General features: G+C 71.6%; 12 protein-coding genes. 7 read left to right on the top strand and 5 right to left on the bottom strand.

Annotation, left to right across the window (positions count from 1 at the left end; translation table 11 throughout):
- Position 1: 1 nt before the first annotated feature.
- Entirely contained in the window at positions 2-1,765 is a 1,764-nt protein-coding gene (locus B0I32_RS15065; protein WP_106239261.1) for a hypothetical protein, read from the bottom strand.
- A 354-nt stretch (positions 1,766-2,119) separates the two neighbouring features.
- On the opposite strand from B0I32_RS15065, the gene B0I32_RS15060 reads away from it, so the two are divergent.
- Genes B0I32_RS15060 through B0I32_RS15050 form a run of 3 tightly spaced genes read left to right on the top strand, consistent with a single transcriptional unit; the run spans position 2,120 to position 5,055 of the window.
- On the top strand, positions 2,120-2,950 hold the full coding sequence (locus B0I32_RS15060; protein ID WP_106239259.1) for a peptidoglycan recognition protein family protein: 831 nt from the start codon (positions 2,120-2,122) through the stop codon (positions 2,948-2,950).
- An 18-nt stretch (positions 2,951-2,968) separates the two neighbouring features.
- On the top strand, positions 2,969-4,267 hold the full coding sequence (locus B0I32_RS15055) for a family 4 glycosyl hydrolase (RefSeq protein WP_106239257.1): 1,299 nt from the start codon (positions 2,969-2,971) through the stop codon (positions 4,265-4,267).
- A gap of 8 nt (positions 4,268-4,275) precedes the next feature.
- Positions 4,276-5,055 (top strand): DeoR/GlpR family DNA-binding transcription regulator, encoded by a 780-nt coding sequence (locus B0I32_RS15050; protein ID WP_219911821.1) that lies wholly within the window; start codon positions 4,276-4,278, stop codon positions 5,053-5,055.
- Between the two features lie 72 nt (positions 5,056-5,127).
- Here B0I32_RS15050 and melA read toward each other — a convergent pair whose 3' ends face one another.
- Positions 5,128-6,396, bottom strand: a complete 1,269-nt coding sequence (gene melA / locus B0I32_RS15045) for an alpha-glucosidase/alpha-galactosidase (RefSeq protein ID WP_106239253.1) — start codon at positions 6,394-6,396, stop codon at positions 5,128-5,130.
- On the bottom strand, positions 6,393-7,310 hold the full coding sequence (locus tag B0I32_RS15040) for a carbohydrate kinase family protein (RefSeq protein ID WP_106240087.1): 918 nt from the start codon (positions 7,308-7,310) through the stop codon (positions 6,393-6,395). The genes melA and B0I32_RS15040 overlap by 4 nt, the downstream gene beginning before the upstream one ends.
- Before the next feature lie 117 nt (positions 7,311-7,427).
- On the opposite strand from B0I32_RS15040, the gene B0I32_RS15035 reads away from it, so the two are divergent.
- Genes B0I32_RS15035 through B0I32_RS15025 form a run of 3 tightly spaced genes read left to right on the top strand, consistent with a single transcriptional unit; the run spans position 7,428 to position 10,488 of the window.
- Positions 7,428-8,726 carry an ABC transporter substrate-binding protein gene (locus tag B0I32_RS15035; RefSeq protein WP_219911820.1) on the top strand — a complete coding sequence of 433 codons (1,299 nt, stop codon included), beginning with the start codon at positions 7,428-7,430 and terminating at the stop codon, positions 8,724-8,726.
- Between the two features lie 2 nt (positions 8,727-8,728).
- The gene (locus B0I32_RS15030) at positions 8,729-9,670 is read left to right on the top strand and encodes a carbohydrate ABC transporter permease (protein WP_106239248.1); all 942 of its coding nucleotides are present in this window, start codon (positions 8,729-8,731) and stop codon (positions 9,668-9,670) included.
- Positions 9,670-10,488 carry a carbohydrate ABC transporter permease gene (locus B0I32_RS15025; RefSeq protein ID WP_106239246.1) on the top strand — a complete coding sequence of 273 codons (819 nt, stop codon included), beginning with the start codon at positions 9,670-9,672 and terminating at the stop codon, positions 10,486-10,488. The genes B0I32_RS15030 and B0I32_RS15025 overlap by 1 nt, the downstream gene beginning before the upstream one ends.
- Positions 10,489-10,500: 12 nt before the next feature.
- Here the strand turns inward: B0I32_RS15025 and B0I32_RS15020 are convergent, their stop codons facing one another.
- Complete coding sequence (locus B0I32_RS15020) at positions 10,501-11,637, bottom strand: epoxide hydrolase family protein (protein ID WP_106239243.1); 1,137 nt, start codon at positions 11,635-11,637, stop codon at positions 10,501-10,503.
- 62 nt (positions 11,638-11,699) lie between these two features.
- Here B0I32_RS15020 and B0I32_RS15015 point away from each other — a divergent pair, with 62 nt between their 5' ends.
- A complete protein-coding gene (locus tag B0I32_RS15015; RefSeq protein WP_106239241.1) occupies positions 11,700-12,650 on the top strand; it encodes a helix-turn-helix transcriptional regulator in 951 nt (316 codons plus the stop codon).
- Positions 12,651-12,674: 24 nt separating this feature from the next.
- Here the strand turns inward: B0I32_RS15015 and B0I32_RS15010 are convergent.
- Positions 12,675-12,768 (bottom strand): sigma factor-like helix-turn-helix DNA-binding protein (locus tag B0I32_RS15010; protein ID WP_281262603.1); only part of this gene is annotated, 94 nt, incomplete at its 5' end.

Below are 12,768 nucleotides of genomic sequence, written 5' to 3'. Positions count from 1 at the left end.
GTCAGTCGCTCCCTTCGGCGGCCCGGTCGAGCCGTCTCCTGATCCGCTCGGCGCTCTCGTGCGCGGCCGTCGTCTTGGCGACGGACTCCCGCTCCGCCCGCCCCGGCACGGTGCGCGCCATGGCCCGGGGGCCGGTGGGCAGCCCGCGCAGCCAGCGCAGGATCGTGGCCCGCTTCGGCTCGGACAGGTCGCGGGTGACGGGCATGTGGTTGGGGTCGGTGATGTCGCGCGACAGCGCCAGCAGCATGGCGGCCCGCCAGGGCTTGAGGGCCTCCAGGTCGCCGAGGTTCACCAGGTGCTCGCCCATGATCGGATAGTGCAGGGCGTACGGGGCGAGGAGGCGCCGTACCTCGTGTTCGAGGTCCTCGTCCGCGGGCGGGACGTGGGCGTCGCGCACGTGGGCGACGATCACGTCGAAGCTCGGGTCGAGGCCGGTGCCGTCCAGGTCGAGCGTGCCGTCCGCGGCGACGCGCGGGCTGTAGCCGACCTGCTCGACGATGCCGTCGAGCGCGCCGCGCGGGTTGCCCGGGTCGGCGGCGTCCAGGGTCACCGTGGCGGTGCCGCCGGGGCCGGTCTCGACCGTGGCGGGTCCCGTGAGCACGGAGCCGGGGCCCTGGGCGGAGGCGAGGTGGATCGTCAGGCCGGCGGCGGGCGCGCCGCGGCGCCGCGCGTGCAGGGTGACCGTGGCGCGGGCGCCGGCCTCGACGCGGTGCACGAAGTCGTCGGCCCTGACGTACAGGCCGTCCGCGATCTCCCTGGAGACCACGAGCCGGCTGCCGTCGGGCCTGGCGGTGACCAGCGCGAGCGGAAGGCGGGCGAGCGCCTCGGCGGCGTCGCGGGCGAGCGGGAGCGAGACGACGCCCGCGGGCGGGAGCTCCGGCAGCAGCGAGATCGTGCCGAGGTCGAGCCCGGCGCCGGGCGCGAGGACGTCGCCGGCCCGCACGTCCTCGCCGGGCAGCACGGCGACGCCGATCGCGGCCGCCTCGGGGTGCACGGTCCCGGTCACGTCGGCGAGCGGGTAGGCGTTGCCGAGGTCGAGCACGAGCCGGTCGCCGGTGACGACGGCCACGGCCTTGCTGATGGGGACGTCCTCGGTCAGCAGGCCCGCGTCGAGCCGGCGTCCCGCGACGAACGACGTCGGCTCCCCCTCCCGCCACGGCCCGACGCAGCCGGTGAGCCTGCCGGTCGCGAACGTGACGCCGCCGCGCCTGGCGTCGATCCCGTACACGTTGAGCCCGATCGACAGCCGCTGCGGCGACGCCTCGCGCAGGGTGGCCAGCACGGGGACGGAGCCGGCGCCCGGCCCGTACTCGACGTCCTCAAGGACGGAGATCCACGAGGCGCCGAGCCCGCCGAAGCCGTCATCGGGGACGCGCGGCCACAGGTCGCGGAAGGCCGCGGGCCGGTAGCGGCCGGACAGCAGCGTCTCGCCGTCGTAGCCGGTGAGCCGGACGGTCAGCCCCCAGATCTCGGTGGAGAACTGCCAGTCGGGGTCGAGGTCGGCGAGCTTGGCCGCGGCCCGGTCGCGGGTGGCGGCCACGACCAGACCGAAGGCCGGGTCGTCCTTGGTCAGCGGCCTGCCGGGCGCGCTCTCCCCGCCGTCGACCACGCAGCCGAGCAGGTCGAACGTGCCGCACCCGTACGGGTTCCAGCCCGGATCGGGCGCGCCGCCCGTGCCGAAGGAGGACGGGTCGTTGTTCATGGTCGGCACGTCGCTGAGGAACCGGCCCGCGAAGGTGATGCGCGGGCTGTCGAGATGACTCATGGTGGCGCTCCCCCTGTCCGTTCGGTATCGGATCGTGCGAAGGACGCTGAGATCGGGCCCCGTCCCCTTCAGCTCCCACCACACACTGATGCCGCACCGCCGGGCCGGGCACTGCCCCCGGGGATAGACCTCAGGGACCGCGCTCCGGGCCGCGCTCCGCCGGAATCTTCACGACTTTTCCGGCTGCGCACGGGTACGGCATGCTAATGATCTGTAAGCACCCGCCCGCGATCGCCGCGGGCCGAGGTCACGATCACGAGCACATCCAGCAGTGATCACATACCGCGACTGAGCGGCCACCAATCATCGATCGAAGGTTGTGAGACTCATCGAGACACATGACGGAGGTACCCGATGCCCTTCCTGACCCAGCTCGCCGACGTCGCGCGCCGCACCGGGCACCCCGTGACCGAGGTGGGCGGCTGGAAGACGCGCGGCCACGGGCCGCAACCGGAGGTGAAGGGCATCGTATGCCATCACACCGCCGGACCGGCCGCCGGCGGCGACTACCCCTCGCTCGCGGTGGTGCGCGACGGCCGCCCCGGGCTCGACGGGCCGCTGTCGCACTTCGGGCTCGGCAGGTCGGGGCACGTCTACGTCATCGCGGCCGGGCGCTGCTGGCACAACGCCCCCTCGACCTCGCCGCAGCACACCAACTCCAGCTCGATCGGCATCGAGGCGGAGAACGACGGCTCCCAGCCGTGGCCGGCCGTGCAGCTGGACGCCTACCGCAAGCTCTGCGCCGAGCTGTGCCGCGAGTTCGGGCTGCCCGCCTCGCGGGTCAAGGCGCACCGGGAGGTCAACACGGCCAAGCCCGACCCCCACTCCATCGACATGAACGACTTCAGGGCGGCCGTCGCCGCCCTCGTGAACGGCGCGCCCGCGCCCGGCCCGACCGGACCACCCGGGCCTACCTGGACGGAGGACATCTTGCGCGAACTGCCGCTGATCCGGCTCGGCGACGACAACTACGACGTCAAGACCGTGAGGGGGTGCCTGTTCGCCCGGGGGCACGTGCCGCCGACGGTGTACGCCGGCATCCAGGACGGCCTGGAGGGCTGGCTGAAGACCACGCAGTGCGACAACGGGCTGGTGGAGCTGGTGCGCGGCTTCCAGCGGGCCGAGGGCATCGACGAGGACGGTCTCGTCGGGCCCGCGACCTGGGCGCCGCTGCTGCGCGTTTAGGCGTGCCATACTTCGGGAATGGCGCGGATCGTCTTCATCGGGGTCGGTGACGTGGAGCTGACGCGCCGCGTCGCCTCCGCCCTGATGCTCGCCCCCTCGCTGCGCGGCGAGCTGGAAATCGTGCTGCACGACGACGACCCCGGCCGGCTGGCGACCACCGAGCGGCTCGTGCGGGCCCTCGACGCCGAGGCGCGGGCGGACGCGAAGATCCGCAGCGTGTTCGACCGCAGGCAGGCGCTCAAGGGCGCCGGGTTCGTCGTCGCCCACCTCGACGTCGGAGGCTTCGAGGCGACGCTGCGCGACTTCGAGATCCCCCACCGCTACGGTCTGCGCCAGACCATCGGCGACACGATCGGCATCGGGGGCGTCTTCCGCGGTCTGCGGATGATCCCCGTGCTGGTCGAGCTGGCCGCCCAGATGGCCGAGGAGTGCCCCGACGCCTGGCTGCTGAGCTGCAGCGACCCGATGGCGATGACCGGGTGGGCGGTGCACGAGGCGACCGGGTTCGAGCGGTTCGCCGGGCTGTGCCACTCGGTGTGCGACACGCACGCGTACCTGGCCGACCTGGTGGGCCGCGACGAGGACGAGGTGAGCTTCCTCAGCGCGGGCCTCAACCACCAGTCGTTCGTGCTGCGCTTCGAGGCGGGCGGGCGCTCGCTCTACCCGGAGCTCGACGCGGTGCTCGACGCCGATCCGCAGCTGCGGCGGCACGTACGCGCCGAGCTCTACCGCACCTTCGGTTACTTCCCCACCCAGTCGAGCGAGCACGCCGCCGAGTACGTGCCCTGGATCATGCGGCACCCCGACGAGACCTCCCGGCTCGGCGTGCCGGTCGAGGAATACCTGCGCCGCGTCGGCAAGAGCCTGCACCTGTACGAGGAGACGCGGCGGGCCCTGTCCGCCGGCCATCCGCTGCTGATCCGCTGGCAGCACCAGGAGCCCGCCGCGGCGGCGATCCTGGCCATGCTGACCGGCGAGGAGAAGGAGATCTACGTCAACGTGGCCAACCGGGGCCTGATCGGCAACCTGCCCGCGGGCAGCTGTGTGGAGGTGCCGGCCGACGTGGGCGCGGGCGGGGTACGGCCCAGGGCCGTGGGCGACCTGCCCGTGCAACTGGCCGCGCTCAACCGGACCTTCCTCAACGTGGTCGAGCTGACCGTGCGCGCCGCCCTCGACGGCGAGCGCGGCCACGTCTACCACGCGGCGATGCTCGACCCGAACACGGCGGCCACGCTGCCGCTGCCCGCGATCGAGCGGCTCTGCGACGAGCTGATCGAGGCGCACGGCGACCTGCTGCCGCCGGCGGTCCGTGCATGATGGAGTCGATGCCGACCGAGGTGCGGCGCGAGCGCATGCTGGCGCTGCTCACCGAGCAGGAGTTCGCCAGGGTCGCGGAGCTGGCCGAGGCGTTCGGGGTGTCCAGCGTGACCGTCCGCGCGGACCTCGACGCGCTGGAGGAGCAGGGCCGGGTGCGCCGGGTGCGCGGCGGCGCCGTGTCGGCCGGGCCCGCGCCGCACGTCGAGCCGTCGTTCGAGCTGTCGCTGGGCACGGCGGCGGTGGAGAAGTCGCTGATCGGGAAGATCGCCGCCCGGCTGGTCGGCTCGGGCGAGAGCGTGCTGATGGGAGCCGGCACCACCACTTCCTACGTGGCCAGGGAGCTGGTCGCGCGCTCCGACCTGACCGAGGTGACGGTGTTCACCAACGGGCTGCGCACGGCGCTGGAGCTGGAGCCGGCGCTGCCCAGGATCTCGGTCGTGGTGACCGGCGGCAGCCTGCGCCGCCAGCAGCACTCGCTGGTCGACCCGCTGGGCGGCAAGCTGCTGGAGGGCATCAGGGCCCACACGGTCATCCTGGGCTGCGGCGGCGTGGACGCCGCCGGCGGGGTGACCAACGTGAGCCTGCCCGACGCGGAGATGAAGCAGCGCATGTTGCGCGCCGCGGCCAGGAAGATCCTGGTCGCGGACGCGTCCAAGCTGGGCGTGGTGGAGATGGCGCCGATCTGCGCGATCGGCGACATCGACCTGCTGATCACGGGCGAGTCGGCCGACCCGGAGTGCGTGGCGGCGCTCCGGGACAAGGGACTTGAGGTCGAGATCGCCCGCTGAGCACGCGTGCCGAGCCCGCTGAGCACGCGTGCCGAGCTCGCTGAGCACGCGTGCTGAGCTATCGTGCTGAGGTCACCCGCGCAGGGCCTCCGGGAGGAGGTCGCCGTGGGCGCGGGTCAGTTCGTCCGCCATGCGCCAGATGTCCTCCAGCGGAAGTGACGCCGCGGTGTTGGGGTCGATCATCAGGGCGTGCCGGACGTGGCGGGGCTCTCCTTCCAGCGCCGCACGTACAGTGAGCTCATTGACGCTGACATATGTCCTGTTCAGAGCGGCGAGCTGCGGGGGCAGCGCGCCGACCGCGGTCGGCCTGACGCCGGTCGCGTCGGCCACGCAGGGCACCTCCACCACGCAGCCGTGCGGCAGGTTCGAGATGAGCCCGTCGTTGACGACGTTGCCGTAGACGACGCGGGGCGTGCCGGTGACGATGCTGTGGATGATCTGGGGGGCGTACTCGTCGGTGCCGGCGATGTCCAGCTCGCCGCCCTGCCGGACGAGGTCGCGGGTGCGCTTGTACTCGGCCAGGTTCTCCTCGCTGACCCGCAGGTACTCCCCCACCGGGATGCGCAGCCGGTCGATCTCGGAGTCGTGGTGCATCAGCCAGGGCACGTACTCGGCGGAGTGCTCGCTGGTCTCCGTCGGGTAGTAGCCGAGCCGCCGGTACATGTCCACCCGCACCCTGCGGCGCAGCTCCGGGTCGTTCACGTCGAGCAGCGGGTAGAGGTCCTGGCCGTCGCGCTCGAAGCGCAGCACCCACGCCTGGTGGTTGACGCCGGCCGCGAGGTAGGTGATCTCCTCGTACGGCACGTTCACCAGCTCGGCCAGGTCCCGCATGGTCCAGTAGACCGAGTGGCACAGCCCGACGACGTTCCTGACCTTGCCCGACAGGTACCAGACGTTCATCGCCATCGGGTTGGTGTAGTTGAGCAGGAGCGCGTCGGGGCAGACCGCGTCGATGTCCGCGGCCAGCGCGTCGAGCAGCGGGAACGTGCGCAGCGCGCGGAAGATGCCGCCCGCGCCGATGGTGTCGGCGATGGTCTGGCGCAGCCCGTACCTGGCCGGGATCTCGAAGTCGGTGACGGTGGAGTCGTAGCCGCCGACCTGGACCATGTTGATCACGAAGTCGGCGCCGTCGAGCGCCTCGCGCCGGTCGAGGTGGGCGGTGACGGTCGCGGCGTCGCCGGTGATCCGGCGGGCGACGGCCTCGGCCACCTGGAGCCGCTCGGGGTCGATGTCGTGCAGGGCGATGCGCATGCCCCGCAGCTCGGGGAACTTGACCAGGTCGGCGAGCAGCCCGTGGGTGAAGACCACGCTTCCCGCGCCGACGAACACGATCTTCTTCATGAGGTAGCTTCCTCCCAGGTGGGCTGGGCCGCGGTGCCCCCGGCGGCGCGGGTGGAAAGGGTGCCGCAGGCCACGGCCACCGTCATGGCCTGGCGCAGCGGGCGGCCGCGCAGGAGCGCGGCGAGCAGGCCGGCGTTGAAGCTGTCTCCCGCGCCGACGGCGTCGACCACGGTGACGGGCGGGGCGGGGGCCTCGACGAGCTCGCCGTCGGCGAGGGCGAGCGCGCCCCGCCCGCCCCGCTTGACCACGGGCAGCGTGCCGCGGGCGGCCAGCTCCTTGACGGCCTGCTCCAGCGTGGTGGCGCCGGCGATGGACAGGGCCTCCGCCTCGTTCGGCAGCAGCACGTCGGTGACCGGGAGGACGTCCTCCAGGCCCGCCCAGCGGCCCGCCGGGTCGTCGTTGGTGTCGAGGGAGGTGGACGCGCCCGCCGCCCTGGCCAGCCCGAACAGGCCGCCGAGCCCGGCCGCGAGCAGCGGCTGCAGGAAGTACGACGACACGTGGACGTGCGCGGCCCGCTCCAGCAGCCCCGGCGGCACGTCGGCCGCGCCGAGCCGGTCCAGGCAGCCCGGGGCGGTGAGGATGGCCCGGTCGTCGCCGTCCACCAGCGCCACCGTCATGGCGGTGGGCACCGCGGGGTCGACGACGCACGCGGACACGTCCACGCCGCCGGCGCGCAGGGCGTCCAGGACGAAGGCCCCCGCGGGGTCGTCCCCGACCCGCCCGACGAAGGCGGTGCGCAGGCCGAGCCTGGCGGCGCCGTACGCGGTGATGGCGCCGGAGCCGCCGAGCACCAGGCCGGCGGCGGGGACGAGCTGCTCACGCTGGCCGAACTCGGGGTGGCGAGGCGAACCCGACACGATCACGTCCGGGTTGGCGTCGCCGACGACAAGAAGGTCGAAGGTCGTTCTGGACACCACGGCACCGTCCCAGGAGTTGTGAAACCTTGTCAAGCCTTGCGCTTTTTCGAAGGTATTGACAAGACTTCGAAAGTAACCATGATTGGCTCCAACATTCCGGGAGGAGCATCCACAGTGCGAAGAAGAACCGCGGTGGCCCTGGTCACGGCGATCATCCTGACGGCAGCGGGCTGCGGGGGGTCGTCCCAGGAGGGCGCCAAGACGGTGGACCCGCAGGCGAAGGTGAAGCTCACCTGGTGGACGGGCCAGACCTCCGATGCGGAGAAGATCCTGGAGAACCTGGCCGCCGAGTTCACCAAGAAGCACCCCAACGTCACCATCGACGTCTCCTCGGGGGCGTCCACCACCGACGAGCTGCTGCAGAAGCTGTCCGCCGGCTTCGCCAGCGGCGTCTATCCCGATATTTCGTACTCTTTCGGGAACTGGGCGTCGCAGCTCCAGGAGTCGGGCAAGACCCTGGACCTGACGGAGAAGGTGAAGGACCCGGCCGTCAAGTGGGAGGAGTTCGCCGCCTCCGCCCGTACCACCGCGACGCCGAACGGCCAGGTCATCGGCTTTCCCGCGATCGTGGACAACCTCTCGCTGCTCTACAACAAGAAACTCTTCGACGCCAAGAACGTGCCGTACCCGACCGACGAGTGGACCTGGGACGACTTCAGGGCGGCGGCCAAGAAGCTGACCGACCCGGCCGCGAAGGTCTACGGGACGGCGTACTCGGTGAGCGCCTCCGAGGACACCACCTGGCACTTCTGGCCGCTGCTGTGGCAGCGCGGCGGCGCCATCCTGTCGCAGGACCAGAAGCAGGCCGCGTTCAACGGCCAGCCCGGGGTGGACGCGCTGGAGTTCCTGCGGGCGATGGCGGTGGACGACAAGAGCGTCTACCTCGACCAGACCGACGAGCGTTACGCGCCGCTGTTCGCGGACGGCCGGATCGGAATGATCATCAACGGGCCGTGGACGCTGTTCGACCTGAAGCAGAAGAAGACCGACTACGGCGTGGCCTTCCTGCCCGGCACGAACGGCGACCACCAGACGGTCTCGGGTCCCGACCTGTGGACGCTGTTCGACAACGGTGACGCCAACCGGGCCTACTGGTCGTTCGAGCTGATCAAGTGGCTCACCTCGGCCGAGGGCGACTCGCAGTGGAACCTGGTCCAGGGCAACCTACCGCTGCGGGCCTCCGAGACGTCCCTGCCCGCGTACGAGGACTACGTCAAGGAGTACCCGGGCGTGGAGAAGATGGTCGCGAACATGGCCAACGCCAAGCAGGCCCGGCCGACGGTCAGCGGATACGTGGAAATGTCGAGACATGTCGGCGAGGCCATCGCCAAGGTGCTCCAGGGCGCGGCCGCGCCGAAGGCGGCGCTGGACGAGGCCGCCACCAAGTCGGCCCAGGCGCTGGCCGGGGGCTGACCATGTCGCTGCTGTTCGCCGGGCGGCACCAGAGCGCCGCCCCCCGCGCGGCGATCCCGTCCGGCAGGGTGCGGTGGCTGCACCGCACCCTGACCGGCTGGGGGTTCGCGGGCCCCGCCACCGCGCTCGTGGTGGGCCTGTCGATCTTCCCCGCGGTGTGGGCGTTCCTCATCTCGCTGCAGAAGTGGAACGGCATCGCCCCGGCCAAGCCCATCGGCCTGCTCAACTACGAGTTCATGGCCCAGGACCCCGACCTCCTCGCGGCGGTGCGGCACACGCTGGTGTTCACCGTGCTGTTCGTGCCGTCGTCGATCTTCCTCGGGATGCTCGTCGCCGTCGCCCTCAACCGGCCGATCAAGCTGGTCGGCTTCTACCGTACGTGCATCTTCATCCCCTTCGTCGCCTCGGCGGCGGCCACCGGCATCCTGGCCAGCTTCGTCTTCAACCCCCAGTACGGCGCCGCCAACAGCGTCCTGCGCGCGCTCGGCCTGCCGCAGCAGCAGTTCCTGGAGAGCCAGTCGCAGGCGCTGACCGTGATCTGCCTGATCGCCCTGTGGGGGCAGGTCGGCTTCACCGTCGTCGTCTACCTGGCCGCGCTGCAGGACATCCCCAAGGACGTGGTCGAGGCCGCCCGCATGGACGGCGCCAACCGCTGGCAGGTCTTCCGGCACGTCACGCTGCCCGCGCTCGGGCCGGTCACGGTGTTCACCTCCATCTGGCAGACGATCACCGCGCTCCAGCTCTTCGACCTGGTCTTCACCACGACCAGGGGCGGCCCGCTGGGGGCGACGCAGACGATCGTGTACTACGTCTACACGCAGGCGTTCAAGCTCACGAAGTTCGGCTACGGCTCGGCCGTCGCCTACGGGCTGTTCGCCGTGACCATGCTCATCACCGTCGGGATGATCCTCTACTCCCGGCGCAGCAAGATCGAGGCCTTCTGATGAGACGCCTGCCGTTCAGCCCCTGGCATCTGCTGCTGATGCCGCTGGCCCTGCTGTTCGCGCTGCCGCTGGTGCAGATGGTGCTGACCGCGTTCATGCCGGACGGCGACATCAACCGCTTCCCGCCCCGCTTCATCCCGACCCGGTTGCAGCTCGACGGCTTCATCGGCCTGTTCAACGAGTCGCAGGCGCTGCGCTGGCTGCTCAACACCGTCATCGTCTCCGCCATCGCGGTCATCGCGCACCTCGTGCTCTGCTCGATGGCCGGCTACGGCTTCGCCCGGCTGAAGTTCTTCGGCAAGAACGCCGGGTTCCTGATGATCCTGGCCACCATCATGATCCCGGCCCAGCTGCTGATGATCCCGACGTACGTGATGTTCACCCGGCTCGGCCTGATCGACACCCTGGCGGCGGCGTTCGTGCCGTGGCTGGCGTCGGCCTTCGGGATCTTCCTGATGCGGCAGTTCTTCCTGTCGCTGCCCGCCGAACTGGAGGACGCGGCCCGCATCGACGGCTGCAACACGTTCGGGGTGTTCTGGCGGGTGGTGCTGCCGCTGGCCAAGCCGGCCCTGGCGACGCTCACCGTGTTCACGCTGCTCGGCTCCTGGAACGACCTGATCTGGCCGCTGGTCGCGATCAGCGACGAGAGCATCTACACGATCCAGCTGGGCCTGGCCAACTTCCAGGGCACCCGGCACACGCAGTGGTCGCTGCTCATGGCCGGCAACGTCGTGGCCACGATGCCGCTGATCATCGCCTTCATCGTGGCGCAGCGGCAGTTCGTGGCCACGATGACGTTCAGCGGCCTGAAGGGGTGAGGCGAGCCGGGTTCAGCGGACCAGCCGGAAGAACGCGCGGACGTCGGCGACCAGCAGGTCCGGCGCCTCCATGGCGGCGAAGTGGCCGCCCCGGCCGAACTCCGACCAGTGGATCACGTGGTGCTCGCGCTCGGCGACGCGGCGGATCCCGGGGTCGCCGGGAAAGACCGCCACCCCGGTGGGGACGTCGGACTTGTCCACGGGCTGCCCCCAGTCGGTCGCGCCCTCCTTGTACAGGCGGGCCGACGACCCCGCGGTGCCGGTGAACCAGTAGATGGACACGTCGGTGAGCAGCTGGTCGCGGTCCACGGCGTCTTCGGGCAGGTCGCGGGCGGGGTCGGTCCACTCCTTGAACTTCTCGGCGATCCAGGCCAGCTGACCCGCGGGAGAGTCGTGCAGGCCGAAGGCCAGCGTCTGCGGGCGGGTCGACTGGATCATGGCGTAACCCGAGCGGTCGTGGTCGGTGTAGAGAGCCAGCCGGGCCCGCTCCGCCTCCGTCAGCCCCTCCGTCTCGCCGGGCTCGAACGACGGGAAGCCCAGGGCGCCGTTGACGTGGACGCCGGCGACCTCGCCCGGTGCGACCCGGCCGAGCTCGGGAGAGACCAGCGCGCCGGTGTCGCTGCCCTGGGCGCCGTAACGGTCGTAGCCGAGGCGGCGCATCAGCTCGGCCCAGGCGCGGGCCACGCGGCGCAGGTTCCAGCCGGTCTCGCGGGTGGGGCCGGAGAACCCGAAGCCCGGCAGGGAGGGCGCCACCACGTGGAAGGCGTCGGCCGGGTCGCCGCCGTGGGCGCGGGGGTCGGTGAGCGGGCCGATGACCTTCATGAACTCGGCGATCGAACCGGGCCAGCCGTGCGTGATGATCAGCGGGAGCGCGTCCGGCTCGGGCGAGCGTACGTGCATGAAGTGCACCGTCTGGCGGTCGATCTCGGTGGTGAACTGCGGGTACGCGTTGAGCGCCGCCTCCTGCGCGCGCCAGTCGTACGTGGTCCGCCAGTACTCGGCCAATTCCCTCGCGTACGAGGTCGGGACCCCGTAGGACCAGCCGACTCCGGGCAGCTCGTCCGGCCAGCGGGTGCGGCCCAGCCGGTCGCGGAGGTCGTCCAGGTCGGCCTGGGGAATGTCGATGCGGAACGGGTCGATGCTCGTCATGCCTCAGACGTTAGACGCCACCTAGGACGGATTCGGTCCTAGCTCGGAGGCAGAATGGGCTCATGTTGGAGACCTCGGCCAGACTGCTCAGACTGCTGTCCCTGCTGCAGACCCATCGCGACTGGTCCGGCGCGGAGCTGGCGGAGCGGCTGGGCGTCACCACGCGGACCGTGCGCCGCGATGTGGACCGGCTGCGCGAGCTGGGCTATCCCGTGCACGCCACGCCCGGCGCGCCGGGTTACCGGCTGGGCGCCGGGTCCGACCTGCCCCCGCTGCTGCTCGACGACGACGAGGCGGTCGCGGTCGCGGTGGGGCTGCGCACGGCCGCCGGCGGCACGGTCGCCGGGATCGAGGAGACGTCCGTGCGGGCGCTGGCCAAGCTCGAACGCGTGCTGCCCGCGCGGCTGCGACAGCGCGTGCACGCGCTCCAGTCGATGACGGTGCCCATGACGGGGGCCGCGGCGCCGGTCGACGCCGCCGTGCTGACCGCCATCGCCGCGGCCTGCCGGGATCATGAGGGGCTGCGGTTCGACTACCGCTCGCACGACGGCCGCGACAGCCTCCGTTCCGCCGAGCCCCACCGGCTCGTCAACTCGGGGCGGCGGTGGTATCTCGTCGGCTGGGACGTCGACCGGCGCGGCTGGCGCACGTACCGGGTCGACCGGCTGCGGCTGCGGACGCCGAACGGGCCGCGTTTCGTCCCCCGCGACCCGCCCGACGACGACCTCGCCGCCTATATGTCCCGCGCGATCTCCAGCGCTCCGTACCGGTACCGGGCGCGCGTCGTCATGCACGCGCCGGCCGAGGTCGTGACCGGGCACATGCCGCCGACGATGGGGACGGTGGAGCCCATCGACGACCGGACCTGCCTCCTGCTGTGCGGCGCGAACACCCTCGACGAGATCGTCGTGTGGATCGCCCTGATGGACATCGGGTTCGAGGTGCGCGATCCGCCCGAGCTGGTCGAGCGGGTCGGCGTGCTGGCCGACCGCCTCCGGGCGGCGTCCCGGTGAGGATCGCGGCCCGCCGGGTCCGAGTCAGTCGGTGAGGGCGGTGCGGAGCTGGGTGAGGACGGCGCGCAGGATGCGGGAGACGTGCATCTGGGAGATGCCGAACTCCTGGGCGATCTCG

This window comes from Nonomuraea fuscirosea (genome assembly GCF_003001935.1).
Lineage (GTDB): Bacteria > Actinomycetota > Actinomycetes > Streptosporangiales > Streptosporangiaceae > Nonomuraea > Nonomuraea fuscirosea.
Note: the sequence above shows the minus strand (reverse complement) of the source record. Positions and strands in the feature narration are given on the sequence as shown.

Excerpts from the sequence above, each read along its gene's own strand:
- B0I32_RS15065 (WP_106239261.1), bottom strand. The coding sequence starts at position 1,765 with ATGAGTCATCTCGACAGCCCGCGCATCACCTTCGCGGGCCGGTTCCTC.
- B0I32_RS15060 (WP_106239259.1), top strand. The coding sequence starts at position 2,120 with ATGCCCTTCCTGACCCAGCTCGCCGACGTCGCGCGCCGCACCGGGCAC.
- B0I32_RS15055 (WP_106239257.1), top strand. The coding sequence starts at position 2,969 with ATGGCGCGGATCGTCTTCATCGGGGTCGGTGACGTGGAGCTGACGCGC.
- B0I32_RS15050 (WP_219911821.1), top strand. The coding sequence starts at position 4,276 with ATGCCGACCGAGGTGCGGCGCGAGCGCATGCTGGCGCTGCTCACCGAG.
- melA (WP_106239253.1), bottom strand. The coding sequence starts at position 6,396 with ATGAAGAAGATCGTGTTCGTCGGCGCGGGAAGCGTGGTCTTCACCCAC.
- B0I32_RS15030 (WP_106239248.1), top strand. The coding sequence starts at position 8,729 with ATGTCGCTGCTGTTCGCCGGGCGGCACCAGAGCGCCGCCCCCCGCGCG.
- B0I32_RS15025 (WP_106239246.1), top strand. The coding sequence starts at position 9,670 with ATGAGACGCCTGCCGTTCAGCCCCTGGCATCTGCTGCTGATGCCGCTG.
- B0I32_RS15020 (WP_106239243.1), bottom strand. The coding sequence starts at position 11,637 with ATGACGAGCATCGACCCGTTCCGCATCGACATTCCCCAGGCCGACCTG.
- B0I32_RS15015 (WP_106239241.1), top strand. The coding sequence starts at position 11,700 with ATGTTGGAGACCTCGGCCAGACTGCTCAGACTGCTGTCCCTGCTGCAG.